This is a genomic window from Acidimicrobiales bacterium, assembly GCA_035533595.1.
Taxonomy (GTDB): Bacteria; Actinomycetota; Acidimicrobiia; order Acidimicrobiales; family Bog-793; genus DATLTN01.
The window spans coordinates 27,786-44,396 of sequence record DATLTN010000042.1 but is presented as its reverse complement, the minus strand read 5'-3'; the positions used below and the strand labels follow the sequence as shown (position 1 = coordinate 44,396).

Sequence of the window (16,611 nt, the reverse complement as noted above, 5' to 3'; positions counted from 1 at the left end):
GCTGCGCGAGCCGCGGCGCCTCGCCGAGGGCGAGGTGCCGACCGACGCCGACTGGCAGTGGGTGCGGCCGTGGCTGAAGAGCTCGAAGGGCTTCACCTTCGACAAGCCGCAGATGGGGCTCGGCCGCTGAGCTGAGGCCGGCGTCAGCCCGCGCTCGCCGCCTTGGCGTCGAAGGTGGCGACGAGGTGGCGCGCCGCGCGCGCCTCGTCGACGCGTCGCACCGGGGTGGTGTGCGGCGCGCCAGTGAAGGCCTCTCCCCCGCCCTCGGCGCGCGCCGCGGCGGCGATCGAGACGAGTGCCCGCGCCAGCGCGGCGACCGTCTCGGGACTCTCGGTCTCGGTCGGCTCGATCATCAGCGCCTCCTCGACGATGAGCGGGAAGTAGACGGTCGGCGCGTGGAAGCCGTGCTCCATGAGGGCCTTGCCGACGTCGAGCGCCCGTACCCCCGTCTCGCGCTTCAGCGAGGCCGCGGAGACCACGCACTCGTGCATCACCGGTCGGTCGTAGGGGAGGTCGTAGGCGCCGCGCAGCTGCTCACGGAGCCAGTTCGCGTTGAGCACCGCGGCGTCGGCGACGCGCCGCAGCCCCTCCGCGCCGTTCAGCTTGATGTAGCTCCAGGCGCGCAGAAGGACGAGGGCGTTGCCGTGGAAGGAGTGGATGCGGCCGATCGAGCGCGCCGGCCGCTCGAGGGCGAAGTGCCCGTCGCGGCGCACCGGCCGCGGGCCGGGGAGGAACTCGACGAGCCGCGGGCTGACGGCGACGGGTCCCGCGCCAGGGCCGCCGCCGCCGTGCGGCGTGGCGAAGGTCTTGTGCAGGTTGAGGTGGACGATGTCGAAGCCCATGTCACCGGGGCGCACGACGCCGAGGATCGGGTTGAGGTTCGCCCCGTCGTAGTAGAGGAGGCCGCCGACGGCGTGCACCGCGGCCGCGATCTCGACAATGTCCTCCTCGAACAGGCCGAGGGTGTTGGGGTTGGTGAGCATGATCCCCGCGACGTCGGTGTCGAGGGCGGCGCGCAGCGCCGCGAGGTCGACGAGCCCGCGCGCGTCGGAGCCGACGGTCGTCACTTCGTAGCCGCCGAGCGTCACCGAGGCGGGGTTGGTGCCGTGCGCGGAGTCGGGGATCACCACCCGCGTACGCGTCTCGCCGCGAGACTCATGGTAGGCGCGCATGAGGAGCAGCCCGGTGAGCTCCCCGGCGGCGCCGGCCGCCGGCTGCAGGGTGGCGGCGGCCATCCCGGTGATCGCGCAGAGGTCCTCCTCGAGTTCGACGAGGACCTCGAGCCAGCCCTGCACCGCGTGCGCCGGCGTCGCGGGGTGCACCGCCGCGAAGGCGGGCAGGCCGGCCACCTGGTCGCAGAGCTTGGGGTTGTACTTCATCGTGCAGGAGCCGAGCGGGTAGGCGCCGAGATCGACCGAGTACTGACGGCTGGCGAGACGGCTGAAGTGGCCGACGAGGTCGCGCTCGGAGACCTCGGGGAGCGCGACCGGCTCGGGGCGCAGGTGGGAGGCGGGGACGAGCTCCTCGGCCGACCACTGCGGGAGGGCGCTCTGGCGGAGGCTGAAGGCGCGCCGCCCCGGCGAGGAGAGCTCGAAGAGCGTCGGCTCGGCGGCGTCACCGAGGAGCGGCGCGCTCGCCGCCACGCCACCGCCGGGGCGGGGGGTGGCGGCCTGGTCGGTGAGGGTCATCGGGCGGCCTTTCCGAGGGCGGTGAGGTAGGCGTCGATCTCGTCGCGGCTCCGGCGCTCGGTCACCGCGACGAGGAGCGTGTCCTCGAGGTCGCTCCCCTCGAAGCCCTCCTCGAGGGCGATGCCGGCGAGGAAGCCCTCCTCGAGCATGCGGTTGACGACGACCGCGGCGCCCACCTCGCAGCGCAGCCCCACCTCGCGCAGCACCGGCTGGTCGTGCGCGCGCCGCACCGGTGGCGGCAGGTTGTCGAGGAGGTAGCGGGTGCCGCGCGCGCAGGCGAGCGCCACCTCGCGAAGGCCCGAGGCGCCGAGCCAGCCGAGCTGCACCGCACTCGTCACCGCCATCAGGGTCTGGTTCGTGCAGACGTTGGAGGAAGCCTTCTCGCGGCGGATGTCCTGCTCGCGGGCGCGCAGCGTGGTCACGTAGCTGAGGCGGTCGTCGAGGTCGACCGTCTCGCCGACGAGCCGACCGGGCAGGCGGCGCACGAGGTCCTCCCGGCAGGAGAAGAGGCCGAGGTAGGGGCCGCCGAAGCCGAGCGGCGTCCCGAAGACCTGCCCCTCGCCGACGACGACGTCGGCGCCGAGCTCGCCGGGCGAGCGGAGCAGCCCCGCCGCGATCGGGTCCTGGCAGACGACGAGGAGGGCGCCGCTCGCATCGGCGAGGGCGCGCGCCTCGCGGAGCTCCTCGATCACGCCGAGATAGTTCGGGTAGGCGACGACGACCGCCCCCGCCGCGCCGCCGTCGGTCGGCCAGGCGCTCCTGCCCGCGGCGAGGGGGACGGTCTCGATCTCGTGGCGGGTGCCGCGACCGAAGGTGGCGAGCACCTCGCGGTAGTGGGGGTGGACCCCCTGCGAGCAGAGGACGCGCTCGCTGCCCGTCGTCGCCACCGCGAGGTTCACCGCCTCGACGAGCGCCGCGGCGCCGTCGTAGAGGGAGGCGTTGGCGATCGGCAGCCCCGACAGGCGCGAGACCATCGTCTGGTACTCGAACAGCGCCTGCAGCACCCCCTGCGCGACCTCCGGCTGGTAGGGGGTGTAGGAGGTGACGAACTCCGGGCGGGAGGCGAGGGCGCGCGTCACCGCCGGCACCTCGTGGTCGTAGGCGCCGCCACCCGCGAAGCAGACGAGCTCGCCGCCGCGCACCGCGGCGTTGCTCGCACCGAGCTGTTCGACGCGCGCCACGAGGTCGAACTCCCCCATCCCCGGCGCGAGGCCGAGGCCGCCGGCGAGGCGGATCGCCGCCGGGATGGTGGCGAAGAGCTGTTCGGTGCTTTCGAGGCCGAGGGCCCCGAGCATCGCCGCGATGTCGGCGTCGGTGTGCGGGACGAAGTCAGCCATCCACGCCAGCTCCTGTCAGCTCGTCGGCCGCGACGACGGCCTTTACGTCGAGGCGGTGGAAGGGCCCCTTCACGACGGCTGCCGTCCGCGGCCCGCCGCGGGCCTCGACCGTGACGGCCTCGCCGGGGGCGACGCTCGGCGGCAGGAACGCGAGGGCGATGCCGCGGCCGAGCACCGGTGAGAAGTTGCCGCTCGTGAGCACCCCCGGGCCGATGGCCGTGGTGCAGCCCTCTCCGGCGTGGAAGGGGCGCCGCCCGCCGCCGAGCAGTGCCCGCAGCCGCCGCGCTGGGCCGGCGGCTCGCTCGCTGACGAGCGCCTCGCGCCCAGTGAAGGGCCCCTTGTCGAAGGCCACCACCCAGGAGAGGCCCGCCTGTAGCGGGGTGATCCCCGCGCCGAGCTCGTGGCCGTGCAGCGGCAGGCAGGCCTCCAGGCGGAGGGTGTCGCGGGCGCCGAGGCCGGCGGGCACGACACCCTGGGCGACGAGCGCGCGCAGGAGCGCCGCGGCAGCCTCGGGAGGGAGCGCGCACTCGACGCCGTCCTCCCCCGTGTAACCGGTGCCGGCGACCACGCCCTCGGCGCCCCCGAAAGAGAAGGGGGCGACGCCGAAGTGGCCCACCGCGGCAGCCTCGGGGGCGACCGTCGCCAACTGTTCGCGGGCCCGCGGCCCCTGCACGGCGAGGACCGCCCGCTCGGCGGTGACGTCGTCGCCTCCGACCGCGGCGCGCACCCGCTCGGTGTTGGAGGCGTTCGGCATCAGGTCGAAGCGCTCCTCGTCGACCCACCAGACGATGCAGTCGTCGAGGACCGCTCCCTCCTCGTCGAGGAGGTGGGTGTACTGCGCATGACCGGGGGCGATGCGGTCGAGGTCGTTCGAGAGCCCCCGCTGCAGCGCGCCCTTGGCGTCGGGGCCAACCAGGCGGACCGTGCCGAGGTGGCTGACGTCGAAGACGACCGCGTCGCGACGGCAGGCGAGGTGCTCGGCGAGGGTGCCCGTCGGATAGGCGAGCGGCATTTCGAAGCCGCCGAAGTCGACAAAGCGCGCCCCGAGCTGCTCGTGTTCGTGGTGCAGTGGGCTGTGTCGGAGGCTCACGCCGGCGTTTGCGATGGGCTCATCCTACGGCCCGGCGCGGCTCCAGGAGCAGCCCCGCGGGGGCGAGCAGACCGGCCTTCACGAGCAGGTTGGCGTAGTCGCGGCGATAGAGGATCCGCACCGAAACCTCGGGGTAGAGCTCCTGGAGGCGGCGCAGCTTGCGGTTCTTCCGGGTCACGAGCTCCTGGCGGAGCGTCGTCAGCTCCAGGAAGAGGTCGTGCTCGGGGAGGTAGAAGTCGGGGCGGAAGGCCGAGGTCGGCCGCCCCTCGGCGTCCCAGGAGAGCACGAACTCGACCGGCTCGTACTCCCAGACGATGCCGTAGAAGTCGAGCAGCTCGGCGAGGCGCCCCTCGGACTCGTGCGCGAACCGCGGTGCGGCGACGAGCCTCGTGGGGGCGCGCACTCGGCTAGTTCTCGCCCGCGGCCCGTGGCGCCGGCGCGGCCTCGGCCGCGGCGCCCCGCGCCCGGTCGATCTCGAGGATCGCGGCGTTCACCTCGTCGAAGACGCCGGCGAGGGGGACGATGTTGAAAACGCCCTGCCCGCCGCGCAGGAGGTCGATGATCTCCTCGCCGTTGCGCAACAGCACGCTGTCCTCGGCGGCGAGGACGAGGTTGGCGGTCGTGAGGTCCTCCCCCGAGTCGCGCAGGCAGGCGATCGCCTTGCGCGCCTTTTGCAGGTTGACGCCGCCGTCGAGGAGCTGTTTCACGACCTTCAGCTCGAGGACGTCGCGGTAGTCGTAGATCCGCTGGCTGCCGCTCCCCTTGGCGTCGACGAGCGAGGGTCGGAGGAGGCCGGTCCGTGCCCAGTAGTCGAGCTGGCGGTAGGAGATCCCGACGATCTTGCAGACCTGTGGCGCGTGGAACCCGATGTCGTTGCTTGGCACTGCGTCCTCCCTGTCCACCCGTGACCGGGCGGCGGCCGTTCTCGGTCAGCCGTCCTACACCCGCGTAGTTACGCCGGTGTGAGGAGATTAGCGCGTCGACTCCGCAGGTCAGCGTCATTTGCGACGCCGCGGGTCCGTCAGCCGGAGAAGTCCTCGGGGCGGATCTGGTTGAGGAAGTCGCGGAACTGGCCGACGAGCTCCTCGGGGTTCTCCTCGACCGCGACCTCCGGCTCCTCTTCGATCACCACGCCGGCGATCTCCATCAGGTCGTCCTCGACGTAGATCGGCGAGTCGGTGCGCGCCGCCAGCGCGATCGCGTCGGAGGGGCGCGCCGAGATCTCGACCTTGCGCTCGCCCGCCTGCAGGTGGACGACGGCGAAGAAGGTGCCCTCGCGGATCTCGGTGACGACGATGCGCTCGACGGTTGCGCCGAACGCGTCGACGAGCTCCTTCATCAGGTCGTGCGTCATCGGCCGCGGCACGGCGACGCGCTCGAGGGCGTAGGCGATCGCGGTCGCCTCGGGGGCGCCGATGTAGATCGGCAGCGAGCGTTCGCCCGCGACCTCTTGGAGCAGCACCACCGGCGTGTTCGTCGGCAGGTCGACCCGCAGCGCGGCTAGCCGCACCTCCAGCATTTCTGCAACTTACCCCCGCCCGTGCAAAGTTGCGCCCCCGGCCCGCGGGCCGTAGAGCGCGAGGCGGGCGGCTGCCGGGTCAGCGTCGAGGACGAGGGGGTCGACGGCGTAGATCGCGGGCAGGTTGCGGTACTGCTCGGAGAGGTCGAGGCCGTAGCCGACGAGGAAGCGCTCGTCGGTCGCCTGGCCGCAGTAGTCGACCTCGAGGGGCAGGATGTGGCGCTCGCGGCGGTCGAGCAGCGCGCACAGCTGGACGCTCTTCGCGCCACGCGCCGCGAGTAGCTCGAGGACGTAGCGGACCGAGAGGCCGGTGTCGACGATGTCGCGCACGAGCACGACCTCGCGCCCCTCGACGTCGACGTCGAGGTCCTTCATGAGACGCACCCGGCGTTCGCCGGGGCGGTAGGCGCTCATCGAGAGGAAATCGACGACGCAGGGGCTCTCGATCTGGCGCAGCAGGTCCGCCAGGAAGATCGCGCTGTCCTTCAGCAGCCCGACGAGGACGACCTCGCGGGGGTGAGTGACGGTGATCTCGGCACCGAGCCGGGCGACGTGCGCCGCGATGGCGTCGGGCTCGAGGAAGGGTCGGAGGCCGACGGTCACCCGCCGAGCAGGTCGCGCGTCGCCCGCTGCACGAGCGAAGCCTGCAGCGCGGCGCCGAGGGTGGCGAGCTCCTCCAGCTGCTCGCCGGCGAGCACCCGCGAGGCGGGGTTGCGCTGCAGCAGCAGCGGCGTCACGACCTGGGAGAACAGGCCGGCCTCGCGCTCCGCGGCGTGCTTGAAGGTGCGGAGGTGGCGGGCCTCGATGCCGAAGCGGGCGAAGCCCGCAGCGGCGCGCACGAGTGGCAGCACGTCGTCGGTGAAGCAGGCGACGCCGGCGATCGCCGTCGCCTCGATGAGGCCGTACTCCTCGAGCGCGGAGACGAGCGACGGCTCGACGCCCGCCGCGGCGGCGAGCTCGGCGCAGGTGAAGGCGCCGGCGGCGAGCGCCCCGCGGGCGGCCGCGGAGGGGCGGGCGGAGCGCGGCTCGGCGGGCGGGGCGGCGGGAGGCGAAGCGGGCTCCTCTTCGCTCCGGGCAGCAGGGGCCTCCGGCGCCGCGGCGACAGCCTCCGGTGGGGCCGAGGGCGGCTCGGGGGCGGGCCGGGGCGCGGCCGACGCCTCGGGGGGGCGCGGCGGCGCGGGGCGCTCCTCGAGCGTCGCGCGGGCGGGGGCGATCACACGCGCGCTGAGCGCCGGGACGCGCGCCGCGGGCGCGGCGTTGCTCGCCGGGGCGCGCAGCGCGTGCGCCGGGATGCGGACGTCGTCTGCGGGCGGCGGGCCGTCGGGGACGAACTCGTCGAAGAGCGAGGCCTCGACGGGCTCGGTCGATGCGCGGCCGTTCCCGCTCTCGAGGCGCCCCTTGATCACCTTCAGGGGGAGGAAGTGCTCGCGCTGCTGGCGCAGGATCCAGCGCAGCCGCTCGACGTCGGGCTCGTAGAACTTGCGGTAGCCGGACGGCGTGCGCTCGGGCGAGATCAGGCCGCGGCTCTCGAGGAAGCGGATCTTCGAGATCGTGACGTCGGGGAACTCCTCGACGAGCAGGTCGAGGACCTCGCGGATGGACAGGTAGCTACGGTCGGTGGGGCTCCGCCCCGCTGCACCCATCAATGCGACCGGGAGACCAGGAAGACGAGCTTGAACTTCCCGATCTGCACCTCGTCGCCAGAGCTCAAGGCAACCTTCTCGATCCGCTCGCGGTTCACGTAGGTGCCGTTCAGCGAGCCGACGTCGCAGAGCTGGTAGCCGGCCTCCTCCCGCAGGAACTCCGCGTGCCGACGGGAGACGGTGATGTCATCGAGGAAGATGTCGCTCTCGGGGTGGCGGCCGACGCGGGTCGTCTCGTTGTCGAGCAGGTACTTCGCCCCGCTGTCGGGGCCGCGCTTCACGACGAGCACACCGATCCCCTCGGCGAGCTCGGGCAGCGCGAGGGCGAGCTCCTCGTCGCCGAGGTCCCCCGAGACATCGTCCGGCATGAACGCGACGGTGTTCACCGTGCTCGGGGTGAGTGCCGCACCGCACGACGAACAGAAGTTCGCGTCGGGGGGGTTCCGGTGGCCGCAGTTGTGGCAGAACACTCCGTCCACGGTAGTCCCTCCCTGGGGCCCGTGCCCCTGGCGAAGACGCCCTCGCGCGTCAGGAAATCGTTAACTCGCGGTAGGCATGCGCGTCGAGCAGCGCTGCCAGCGCGGCGGCGTCGGCGCCCTCGAGGACGCAGACCCAGCCCTCGCCGTAGGGGTCGGCGTTCATCGTCTCGGGGTGCTCGGCGAGCGCCGAGTTCACCTCGACGACCCTGCCGGCGACCGGCGCGTAAACCTCCGAGACCGACTTGGTGGACTCCACCTCGGCGAGCGCCGCACCGGCGGCGACCTCGGCGCCGACGGTTGGCAGCTCGACGAAGACCACGTCGCCGAGGGCCTCCTGGGCGAAGTCGGTGATGCCGACCCGCACGCGTCCACCCTCCTCGCGGGTCCATTCGTGGTCGGTGCTGTAGCGCAGGTCGTCGGGGATCTCCATGTGCGAAATGTATCGAAGGGAGGCCGGCCCTGACCGTGGCCGCGCCGCGCGTCAGCCTTCGGTGAGGATGCGCCCGATGTCCTCGGCGGCGGCACGCGCCCGCCCGCTCGAGGCGGCGGGGTCGTCGGCCTCCGCGTAGACGTGCGTCACGGGGTCCTCGGCGTCGGGGACGACGAGGGTCCAACCGTCGGGATCGACGCTCTTCACCCCGTCGATCAGCACGACCTGGTCGCCGCGCGCGTGCTCGAGGAGGCCCCGCATCACCGTGCCCTTCTGCTCGAAGGGGGTGTGCACCGCGAGGTGCACGACGTTCACCGAGGGCAGGCCGACGAGGGCGTCGGAGAGGTGGGCGCCGCGGTGGGCGAGCAGTGCGAGCAGGTGCACGAGGGCGGAGACGCCGTCGAAGGCGGGGAGGAACTGCGGGAAGGCGATCCCCCCCTCCCCGTCCGCCGCGAAGTGCGCACCGCTCTCGCCGGCGAGCTCCATGAGGTGCGAGGTGCCGAGCTTGGACCACGCCACCTCGGCGCCGAGCTCGGCGGCGAGCTCGTTCACCCGCCAGCTCGCGCTGACGGGCATCGCGATGCGCGCCGCGGGCACCGACTCGGCGACCAGGCGGGTGAAGGCGAGCAGCGTCTCGCCGTCGCTGAGGACGCGCCCGGTGTCGTCGACGAGGGTGAGCTGCTCCCCGTCGGGGCTGATCACCGCGCCGAGGTGGGCGCCGGAGGAGCGGACGAGATCGGCGAGGCGGTGTGCGTGGACGGAGCGGTCGAACTCGAGGACCCCGACCGTCGAGACGAGGGGGTTGACGACGAGGACGTCGGCGGAGAGCTTGGCGAGGACGTTCGGCATCACGAGGCTCGCCGCCCCGTAGGCGTAGTCGAGGACGAGCTTGAACCGGATCTTCCTGAGCGCCTCGAGATCGATGCCGGCCATCAGCCCGGCGGTGTACATCTCGACCGTGCGGGCGGGGAAGTCGATGTCGCCGATCTCCGCGGCGAGCACGCGGCGCGGCCCCTCTCGGTCATAGAGACGCTCGATCCGCCGCTGCATCCCCTCGTCGATGTCGACGCCCTCGGCGTCGAGGAAGCGGATCACGACCGACTGCGGGTCGTCGTTCGCGAGGCGCACCGTGACGCCACCCGAGGCGGGCCCCGAGCGCACCTGGAAGCGCGTCACCGGGATCGTCGCCACCTCGAGGTCCTCGACGTTCAGCCCCGCGGCGGTGAGGCCGACCATGATCGCCCGCTTCAACATGCGCGCCGAGCGGGAGGAGTCGCGCGAGGTCGTGACGACCGAGCCCTTCGGGAGCGTCGTCGCGTAGGAGAGCGCGACGCGCACCGCGAGCTCGGGAGAGAGGTCGACGTTTGCCAGCCCGGAGACGCCGAGGCGGCCGAAGAGCGAGCGCGAGCCGCGGGACTCCCAGATGATCGACTGGGTGACCGTCGCCTCGTCCTCGACGACCTTGTTCGGGTAGATCTTCACCCCGGAGGTGATCACCGCCTGCTGGCCGATGCGGCAGTTGTCGCCGAGCACGACGCCCTCCTCGAGGTGCGCCCCCTGGCGCAGCTCGCCCGAGCGGCCGATCACGCTGCCGCGCACGTTCACCCCCGTGCCGAGGAAGCAGTTGTCGTGGACGACGGACTGCTCGAGCTCGGCGCTGTCGCTGACGCGCACGTTGGCGCCGAGCACGGTGTAGGGGCCGAGGCGGGCGCCCGGCCCGATTCGGCAGTTGTCGCCGATCAGCACCGGCCCCTCGATCACCGCGCTCGGGTCGATCTCGGCCCCGGCGCCGACGAAGACCCCCGGGCGGAGCGGGAAGGCGTCGATCTCGACGTTCACCTTGCGGTCGAGGACGTCCTTGTGCGCCGCGAGGTAGGCCTCGAGCGTGCCGACGTCCTCCCAGTAGCGGTCGGTGACAAAGCCGTAGAGGCGGGCGTCCGCGGCGAGCAGCTCGGGGAAGACCTCCGAGGAGAAGTCGACCGGCGTGTCCGGCGCGACGTGGTCGAGGACCTCGGGCTCGAGGACGTAGATACCGGTGTTGATGGTGTCGGAGAAGACCTGCCCCCAGGTCGGCTTCTCGAGGAAGCGCTCGATCCGCCCCTCGTGGTCGGTGATCACGATCCCGAACTCGAGGGGGTTCTCGATCGGCTTCAGGCAGAGCGTCGCCGTCGCCTTCTTCTCCTCGTGGAAGGCGACGAGCTCGGTGAGGTCGACGTCGGTGAGGACGTCACCGGAGATCACGAGGAAGCGCTCGTCGAGCTCGTCGCGGGCGTTTCGCACCGAGCCGGCCGTGCCGAGCGGGGTCTCTTCGGTGGCGTACGCGATGCGCACCCCGAAGTCCGAGCCGTCGCCGAAGTAGGTGCGGATCGTGTTCGCGAGGAAGGCGACGGTGACCACGATGTCGGTGAAGCCGTGGCGCTTCAGCAGGCCGATCACGTGCTCGGCCATCGGCCGGTTGGCGAGCGGGAGCATCGGCTTCGGCTGGCTCGTCGTGAGCGGGCGCAGCCGCGTCCCCTCACCTCCCGCCATGATCACCGCCTTCACCGCCGGACCTCCCCCGCGCTCGCGCTCATGCCGCCCCGCCGGCCGAGCCGCTGCGGCCGGCGAGCGCGCGCCGGGCAGTCGGGAGGTAGCTCGCCGTCGCGACGCAGCTGAGCGCGAAGGCCGCGATCGCCATCACCCACCCCACTACCCGCACGACGTGCCAACCGCTCCCAGGTCCGTAGGAGGCGACGAGGAGCGGGATCGCGCACATGAGGCCGAAGGTCGCCGCCTTGCCGACGAAGACGACGTCGATCCGCCGGCCGGCGAGCGTCGCGACCACGAGCATCATGGTCGAGGTGAGGAGCTCGCGGACGAGCACCGCCGCCGCCAGCCAGAGCGGCACCGCCCCGTAGACGACGCTCGCCACCACCGCGCCGGCGACGACGAGGCGGTCGACCGTCGGATCGAGCATCTTTCCGATCGTGCTCACCTGGTTGAAGCGGCGGGCGATGTAGCCGTCGAGGAAGTCCGTCGCCCCGGCGACGCCGAGGAGCGCGGCCGCGACGACCCGCCCGCCGTCGGCGAAGAGCGTGACGAAGAAGGCGGCGAGGAGGCCGAGGCGGGCCACCGAGAGCAGGTTCGGGAGGGTAAGGACCCGCCCGAGGGCGGCGGTGTCGAGGGGCTCCGCAGCGGGGGTCACGGCGGTGCCGTCGGGGGTGGCCACGTCGGGGCCGGCCGGAGCGGGCCTAACGGCCACGGAGAATATTGCGCAGGACGAGCGCGAAGACCGTGAGCACCGCGCCTGCCGCGGTGGTGGTGCGTACCCGCTGCGCGGTGGTGCCGGCCCGCACGATCGCGGCGACGACGATCTCGGCGTCGGCCTCGGTGAGCTCGGGGATGAGCTGGTCGACCACGGCACGCGCCGCGGCCTCGTCGGGGCGATGGTGCAAGAAGCGGGCCTGCGCGAGCTCAAACTGCGCGGCGCGGCGGAATTCACCTGCGAGCGCGTCGGCGTCGCGACCGTGGCGCCACTCCCCCGGGTAGGTGGCGCCTTGCAGCTGCCGATCCCACCACGACTGCAGGTACCGACTGAATCGCGCACCGCGGGCCGCCATGGGGGCGAGTCTAGGTCCGAGCCGCCGCGGCCCTCTGGAAGACTCGCAGGTGACGGGCGGCGGCGCCGCCGGTCAGACGAGCGAGAGGGACGGGAGGGAGATGGCGGACCAGGAGCAACTCCTCGAGGCGATCGGAGCGCGCTTGCTCGAGCAGATCGGCCTCGGCGCGACGAGCGACACCGTGCTCAAGCTCGCGGAGGCGTGGGCGTGGGTGCACTCCCCCGCCGCCGCGCACGGGGCGCGCGCGAGCGACTGAGCCCCGGCAGCCGTCGCCCGGGGGTGCCGGCGGCGACTGGCTACCCTCTCTCGGTCATGACTCCCCCGCCCCCTTCCCGGCGCGCGCCGCGTGAGAGGACGCGCCGGTGATCGCCCCGCTGCTCGCGACGCTGCACATCACCCCGCTCGGCGTGCTCGCGATCGCGGCCGCCGGCTTCGCGGCGGGGACGATCAATGCGATCGTCGGCTCCGGCTCGCTCGTCACCTTCCCGACGCTCGTCGCCCTCGGCTTGTCACCGCTCGTCGCGAACGTCTCCAACAACATCGGCCTCGTCCTCGGCAACGTCTCCGCGGTGCACGGCTACCGCCGCGAGCTCGTCGGCCAGGCGCCGCGGATGCGCAAGCTGATCCCCTGGTCCGCGGCGGGCGGGATCACCGGCGCGACCCTCCTGCTCGTCATCCCCGGCACCTTCCACGACGTCGTGCCGTGGCTCGTGATCCTCGCCGTGTGCATGGTGCTCATCCAGCCGCGGGTCGCGAAGGCGCTCGCAGCGCGCGGGCCGCGCGCCGAGTCCGGCGGCCTCGCGCTGCGCCTCGGGGTCTTCCTCGCCGGCGTCTACGGCGGCTACTTCGGTGCCGCGCAGGGGGTGATCCTCATCGCCCTGCTGGCGATCAACCTCGACGACCACCTGCAGCGGCTGAACGGCCTGAAGAACGTCCTCGCCGCGGTGGTGAACGCCCTCGCCGGGGTGCTCTTCATCATCTTCGCCCCGGTCGACTACGAGGTCGCGCTGATCATCGCCATCACCTCGGTCCTCGGAGGCCAGGTGGGCGCGTCGGTCGGGCGCAGGCTCCCCGCGCCGGTGCTGCGCGGGATCATCGTGGTCGGCGGCCTGACGGTCGCGATCAAGCTGCTCGTCGGCTGAGAAGGGGGCTCAACCCCCGTCGCGACGCCCCTCGGTCACCCGTTGGCAGCGCGAGCACCAGGCGACCGGTGTGCGCTCGTCCGAGGGGTGGATCAGCCCTCCGCAGGAGGAGCAGCGCCAGATCGTCGGTGACTGCTCGGAGTGGTTCATGGCCACGTCGTTGTACCAGATCGACCGGTGGTCCCGGCAAACTGCCGCACGCCCGCCAAAAGGACGGCGGCGCCTCAGGAATGTGCCGGGGAGGGCCCCCGCAGGGCGCGCTCGCCCCCGCAGGGCTCGTCGCGGGTGAGGCGGTTCCCGGCGACGATGAACAGCTCGCCGAGACGCCAGCCGAGGTGACGGCCGACCTCACGGGCGGGGCGGCCATCGCGGCGGGCGGGCAGCCGCTCCGCCCGCAACGACACCACGGGCGCCTCGGCGCGGGCGCGGCTCGCCTGCCTGGCGAGCTGTTCGAGGATCAACGGGTTCACGAGGGACAGACTAGCGGATTTTCCATCCGAGATCAACTAATTCGTGATATAGTGATCTTGCTATGCAACTCACCGAGGACCTGCAACTGCCCGCCGTCGAGCACTCCCTCGCCGTCGAGCTCGAGTGGGTGTTCTGCACCGCCTCCCAGGACTCCGCCAAGACGGCCTGCACGGCCAACGGCGTCCTCGAGGACGCGGCGCTGTGCGCCGAGGCACGGGGTTTCTGGGGCAGCGGCGTCGGCCACACCCCCGAGCTCCTCGTGCTCGCCGCTCAGGCGGGCGTCCTGTTCGAGGAGGAGCCGGAGCGCCTCTTCGCCGCGCTCGCCGACCGCCAGGCCGACCCCGGCGAGCTACGGCTCGCGTCGGAGACCGAGGGGGACCGCCGCCTCACCCTTGAGCGGCTCGCTGCCCTCCGCCGCTCCTCGGCGCTGCGCCGTCGGTACGTCGAGCTCCTCCGCCGCCTCTGGGCCCAGATGCAGCCGGAGTACGCGGCGATCGGCGCACCGGCGGTCGGGGGGGCCCTCGCCCACTACCGCTCGCGCCTCGCCGCCGGCACCCCCTGGCGGGACTTCGTCCCCCAGCCCTTCGCCGAGTCGGTGCTCGCGCCGCTGCTCGAGCGCCTCGGGCCGAGCCTCCCCGTCGTCGTCACCCCGACCTACTTCTTCGGCAAGCTCCTCGTCGTCGAGCTCCCCGACCTGCTCCTCGTCGGCGCCGGGGCGGCGGCCGGGCCGCGTCCCACCGGCGCGCACGATGCGCTCGCCAAGCGGCTACGGGCGCTCGGCCACCCCACCCGCCTCGGGATCCTCGCCAGCCTCGGCGAGCGCCCGGCGTCGGTCGGCGAGCTCGCCGAGGAGTTTGGGGTCGCGCAGCCGACGGTGACGAACCACGTGAAGCTGCTCCGCGAGGCGGGGCTCTTGCAGGGCGAACGCAACGGCAGCCGCCTCACCCTCTCGGTCGACCCCGAGGCGCTCTCCGGCCTCGCCGCCGAGTTCAGCGCGCTCACCGCCTCCGGAGGTGCGCCAAGTCGTTAGGGCATCGTAGTATTCGCCGGGCGGGCGCGGACGGCGCCGGGCGAGGGGGATCACGATGACGGAGCTGAACACCGGGGTACAGGCGTCGACGGGCTGGGACGAGACGGCCGCGGCCGACTGGGCCGCGCGCGACGAGTCCAAGACCGAGCTCACGACACCGTGGAACCTCACCGCCGTGATCACCGCCTCCGAGGGGCACCCGGTGAGCCGCATCCTCGACGTCGCCTCGGGGCCGGGGGGCTTCCTGCAGACCCTCCTCGAGCGCCTGTCCGACGCGAGCGGCGTCTGGTACGACTTCTCCGAGACGATGCGCACCGAGGCGATGCGCAACCTCGCCCACCTCGAGGGGCGCGTCGAGTACCGCATCGGCGACATCGTGGACCTCGACGCCGCAGGGCCGAAGGAGGCCTTCGACCTCGTCACCACCTCGCGGGCGACGCACCACCTCACGGTCTTCGACCTCGGCCGGTTCTACTCCCAGGCCGCCGAGCGCCTGCGTCCGGGCGGGTTCATCGCCAACCTCGACAACCTGAACCCCGGTGAGCCCTGGTCGGGGCGCCTGCGCGCGGCGCGCGCCGCGCTGCGCGGCCCACGCCCGTCGAGCCCCTCCAACCACCCGCACCTCGTCCCGGCGCCGAGCATGGAGGACCACCTCGCCTGCATCCGCGCCGCGGGCTTCGAGCCGGCGCTCGTCGTGTGGCGCAACCTCTCCTCCGGGCTGCTGATCGCCCGCAAGCCGGACTGAGGCGCGCCCTGCCGAACCTCCCCGCCGTGCCGGAGGGCCTCGCCCTCCGGCGCACGCCGCCGGTGCTCGAGATCGAGTTCGACCGCCCGGCGAAGCACAACGCGATCAACCTCGCCATGTGGCGGGCCCTCCCCGGCCTCGTCCAGCACGCCGTCGACGACGACGAGCTGGCGGTGATCGTGCTCTGCGGTGCGGGCGGCGACTTCTCCGCCGGAGCGGACATCGGCGAGTTCGCCGAGGTGCGCTCGACCCCCGAGCAACGCACCGCCTACTCCGCGGCGGTCGACGCCGCGGAGCGCGCCCTCAGCGGCTGCCCGATGCCGGTCATCGCGCGCGTGAGCGGCTACTGCCTCGGCGGCGGCCTCGAGCTCGCGCTCGCGTGTGACTACCGGATCGCCGGCGAGAGCACCCGGGCGGCGATCCCGGCGGCCAAGGTCGGCATCGTCTACAGCGCCCAGTCCACCCGTCGCCTCGTCGCTGCGGTCGGCGCCGGCTTCGCGAAGTTCGTGATGTACACCGGCGAGACCTTCCCGGCCGAGGTCGGCCTCGCCAAGGGGCTGTTCGACGAGCTCTGCCCCGACAGCGCCCTCGGCGAGGTGACCGCTCGGGTCGCCGCCGCGATGGCGAAGGGCTCACCGCAGACCATCGCCGCCGCGAAGCTCGTGATCGAGTCGACGATCACCGGTGTCTCGGCCGACGACGCGCTCCTCGAGAAGCTGGCCGGTGAAGGCGCGGCGGGCAGCGCCTATCGGGACGCGGTGGAGCGCTTCCGCCGTTAGCGCAGCGAGCCGAACGCTTCGGAAGGTCGTCGTGGGGCCCGCGAGCTCAACGGATCAGCTGCCCTCGAGTTGCGCCGCGCAGGTCGAGCGGCGAGAGCGCGCCATCTGGCGGCACGGCCTCGGCCTGCACCGCCCCCGCAACGCGGCGTCGTTCGAGATGCACTGCTCCGGGGTGGCGGCACCGATCCCGCGACAGCGCGACGGCGCAGTGAACCAATCAGCAACGAGCATGAGCTCCACCCCAGTGGCGCGAGCAGAGCATGCGGCGTCGAGCGCCGCGACCCGCAGTCAGGTCGAGGAAGCCAAGCCGGAGCCGCCGCGGGCGCTCCGGTGGGCGACGACGAGCGAAGCGATCCCCGCCGCGGGCTCGAAGAAGTCGGGCGTCGGAACACGGCGGGCGTCGACCGCCTGGTGCTGCACGGTGTCGACGAAGGGGTCGAGCCGCACTTCGTACGGACGGGTGGGGCGGGAGCTCGTCGGGAGGGTTGCGGAATAACTGGAACGGCTACGACCGAACATTTCTCATCATCTGCTGACTTCGCCTCTGCCACATTTAGCAGAGCCGCCACGGTTTCGAGCGGCTACATGAGGTAGGACGACCTATCCCCGGCTTCCGAAGGATATCACGCATCGCCTCATCAGCCGGGGTTGCATATGCA

At 72.7% G+C, this 16,611-nt stretch carries 21 protein-coding genes; 5 read left to right on the top strand and 16 right to left on the bottom strand.

Annotated elements, in window-relative coordinates:
• Positions 1 to 143: 143 nt before the first annotated feature.
• From gcvPB to VNF07_08170, 13 genes are all read right to left on the bottom strand, one after another.
• On the bottom strand, positions 144 to 1,688 hold the full coding sequence (gcvPB, locus tag VNF07_08230; protein ID HVB06212.1) for an aminomethyl-transferring glycine dehydrogenase subunit GcvPB: 1,545 nt from the start codon (positions 1,686 to 1,688) through the stop codon (positions 144 to 146).
• Positions 1,685 to 3,025 (bottom strand): aminomethyl-transferring glycine dehydrogenase subunit GcvPA, encoded by a 1,341-nt coding sequence (gene gcvPA, locus VNF07_08225; protein ID HVB06211.1) that lies wholly within the window; start codon positions 3,023 to 3,025, stop codon positions 1,685 to 1,687. The genes gcvPB and gcvPA overlap by 4 nt, the downstream gene beginning before the upstream one ends.
• Positions 3,018 to 4,115 carry a glycine cleavage system aminomethyltransferase GcvT gene (gcvT, locus tag VNF07_08220; GenBank protein ID HVB06210.1) on the bottom strand — a complete coding sequence of 366 codons (1,098 nt, stop codon included), beginning with the start codon at positions 4,113 to 4,115 and terminating at the stop codon, positions 3,018 to 3,020. Before gcvT ends, gcvPA begins: the two co-directional genes overlap by 8 nt.
• A gap of 19 nt (positions 4,116 to 4,134) precedes the next feature.
• A complete protein-coding gene (locus VNF07_08215; protein HVB06209.1) occupies positions 4,135 to 4,518 on the bottom strand; it encodes a hypothetical protein in 384 nt (127 codons plus the stop codon).
• 4 nt (positions 4,519 to 4,522) lie between these two features.
• Positions 4,523 to 4,999, bottom strand: a complete 477-nt coding sequence (locus tag VNF07_08210) for a MerR family transcriptional regulator (GenBank protein HVB06208.1) — start codon at positions 4,997 to 4,999, stop codon at positions 4,523 to 4,525.
• Between the two features lie 137 nt (positions 5,000 to 5,136).
• Positions 5,137 to 5,634, bottom strand: coding sequence for a bifunctional nuclease family protein (locus tag VNF07_08205; protein HVB06207.1), 498 nt, complete (start codon positions 5,632 to 5,634; stop codon positions 5,137 to 5,139).
• A 9-nt stretch (positions 5,635 to 5,643) separates the two neighbouring features.
• Entirely contained in the window at positions 5,644 to 6,237 is a 594-nt protein-coding gene (locus VNF07_08200) for a phosphoribosyltransferase family protein (GenBank protein HVB06206.1), read from the bottom strand.
• Positions 6,234 to 7,277 (bottom strand): MerR family transcriptional regulator, encoded by a 1,044-nt coding sequence (locus tag VNF07_08195; GenBank protein HVB06205.1) that lies wholly within the window; start codon positions 7,275 to 7,277, stop codon positions 6,234 to 6,236. The genes VNF07_08200 and VNF07_08195 overlap by 4 nt, the downstream gene beginning before the upstream one ends.
• Positions 7,277 to 7,756: an FHA domain-containing protein gene (locus tag VNF07_08190; protein ID HVB06204.1), complete on the bottom strand. Its 480-nt coding sequence runs from the start codon at positions 7,754 to 7,756 to the stop codon at positions 7,277 to 7,279. The genes VNF07_08195 and VNF07_08190 overlap by 1 nt, the downstream gene beginning before the upstream one ends.
• Before the next feature lie 49 nt (positions 7,757 to 7,805).
• Entirely contained in the window at positions 7,806 to 8,186 is a 381-nt protein-coding gene (gcvH, locus tag VNF07_08185) for a glycine cleavage system protein GcvH (GenBank protein HVB06203.1), read from the bottom strand.
• Between the two features lie 51 nt (positions 8,187 to 8,237).
• On the bottom strand, positions 8,238 to 10,715 hold the full coding sequence (locus VNF07_08180; GenBank protein HVB06202.1) for a sugar phosphate nucleotidyltransferase: 2,478 nt from the start codon (positions 10,713 to 10,715) through the stop codon (positions 8,238 to 8,240).
• Between the two features lie 40 nt (positions 10,716 to 10,755).
• Complete coding sequence (locus VNF07_08175) at positions 10,756 to 11,427, bottom strand: CDP-alcohol phosphatidyltransferase family protein (protein ID HVB06201.1); 672 nt, start codon at positions 11,425 to 11,427, stop codon at positions 10,756 to 10,758.
• Entirely contained in the window at positions 11,417 to 11,785 is a 369-nt protein-coding gene (locus tag VNF07_08170) for a hypothetical protein (protein HVB06200.1), read from the bottom strand. Before VNF07_08170 ends, VNF07_08175 begins: the two co-directional genes overlap by 11 nt.
• A 100-nt stretch (positions 11,786 to 11,885) precedes the next feature.
• Between VNF07_08170 and VNF07_08165 the strand changes: the two genes are divergently transcribed.
• Positions 11,886 to 12,041, top strand: a complete 156-nt coding sequence (locus tag VNF07_08165; protein HVB06199.1) for a hypothetical protein — start codon at positions 11,886 to 11,888, stop codon at positions 12,039 to 12,041.
• A 106-nt stretch (positions 12,042 to 12,147) separates the two neighbouring features.
• Positions 12,148 to 12,927 (top strand): sulfite exporter TauE/SafE family protein, encoded by a 780-nt coding sequence (locus tag VNF07_08160; GenBank protein ID HVB06198.1) that lies wholly within the window; start codon positions 12,148 to 12,150, stop codon positions 12,925 to 12,927.
• A gap of 9 nt (positions 12,928 to 12,936) precedes the next feature.
• Here the strand turns inward: VNF07_08160 and VNF07_08155 are convergent, their stop codons facing one another.
• Both VNF07_08155 and VNF07_08150 read right to left on the bottom strand, forming a co-directional pair.
• Positions 12,937 to 13,083: a hypothetical protein gene (locus tag VNF07_08155; GenBank protein ID HVB06197.1), complete on the bottom strand. Its 147-nt coding sequence runs from the start codon at positions 13,081 to 13,083 to the stop codon at positions 12,937 to 12,939.
• Positions 13,084 to 13,151: 68 nt separating this feature from the next.
• Positions 13,152 to 13,397, bottom strand: a complete 246-nt coding sequence (locus tag VNF07_08150) for a hypothetical protein (GenBank protein ID HVB06196.1) — start codon at positions 13,395 to 13,397, stop codon at positions 13,152 to 13,154.
• A 62-nt stretch (positions 13,398 to 13,459) separates the two neighbouring features.
• On the opposite strand from VNF07_08150, the gene VNF07_08145 reads away from it, so the two are divergent.
• Genes VNF07_08145 through VNF07_08135 form a run of 3 tightly spaced genes read left to right on the top strand, consistent with a single transcriptional unit; the run spans position 13,460 to position 15,952 of the window.
• Positions 13,460 to 14,428, top strand: coding sequence for a metalloregulator ArsR/SmtB family transcription factor (locus VNF07_08145; protein ID HVB06195.1), 969 nt, complete (start codon positions 13,460 to 13,462; stop codon positions 14,426 to 14,428).
• 55 nt (positions 14,429 to 14,483) lie between these two features.
• Complete coding sequence (locus tag VNF07_08140; protein HVB06194.1) at positions 14,484 to 15,173, top strand: class I SAM-dependent methyltransferase; 690 nt, start codon at positions 14,484 to 14,486, stop codon at positions 15,171 to 15,173.
• A 26-nt stretch (positions 15,174 to 15,199) separates the two neighbouring features.
• On the top strand, positions 15,200 to 15,952 hold the full coding sequence (locus tag VNF07_08135; protein HVB06193.1) for an enoyl-CoA hydratase-related protein: 753 nt from the start codon (positions 15,200 to 15,202) through the stop codon (positions 15,950 to 15,952).
• A gap of 288 nt (positions 15,953 to 16,240) precedes the next feature.
• On the opposite strand, the gene VNF07_08130 is transcribed toward VNF07_08135, so the two are convergent.
• Positions 16,241 to 16,399 carry a hypothetical protein gene (locus VNF07_08130; protein HVB06192.1) on the bottom strand — a complete coding sequence of 53 codons (159 nt, stop codon included), beginning with the start codon at positions 16,397 to 16,399 and terminating at the stop codon, positions 16,241 to 16,243.
• Positions 16,400 to 16,611 lie beyond the last annotated feature (212 nt).

Excerpts from the sequence above, each read along its gene's own strand:
- gcvPB (HVB06212.1), bottom strand. The coding sequence starts at position 1,688 with ATGACCCTCACCGACCAGGCCGCCACCCCCCGCCCCGGCGGTGGCGTG.
- gcvPA (HVB06211.1), bottom strand. The coding sequence starts at position 3,025 with ATGGCTGACTTCGTCCCGCACACCGACGCCGACATCGCGGCGATGCTC.
- VNF07_08205 (HVB06207.1), bottom strand. The coding sequence starts at position 5,634 with ATGCTGGAGGTGCGGCTAGCCGCGCTGCGGGTCGACCTGCCGACGAAC.
- VNF07_08195 (HVB06205.1), bottom strand. The coding sequence starts at position 7,277 with ATGGGTGCAGCGGGGCGGAGCCCCACCGACCGTAGCTACCTGTCCATC.
- gcvH (HVB06203.1), bottom strand. The coding sequence starts at position 8,186 with ATGGAGATCCCCGACGACCTGCGCTACAGCACCGACCACGAATGGACC.
- VNF07_08180 (HVB06202.1), bottom strand. The coding sequence starts at position 10,715 with ATGGCGGGAGGTGAGGGGACGCGGCTGCGCCCGCTCACGACGAGCCAG.
- VNF07_08170 (HVB06200.1), bottom strand. The coding sequence starts at position 11,785 with ATGGCGGCCCGCGGTGCGCGATTCAGTCGGTACCTGCAGTCGTGGTGG.
- VNF07_08165 (HVB06199.1), top strand. The coding sequence starts at position 11,886 with ATGGCGGACCAGGAGCAACTCCTCGAGGCGATCGGAGCGCGCTTGCTC.
- VNF07_08145 (HVB06195.1), top strand. The coding sequence starts at position 13,460 with ATGCAACTCACCGAGGACCTGCAACTGCCCGCCGTCGAGCACTCCCTC.
- VNF07_08140 (HVB06194.1), top strand. The coding sequence starts at position 14,484 with ATGACGGAGCTGAACACCGGGGTACAGGCGTCGACGGGCTGGGACGAG.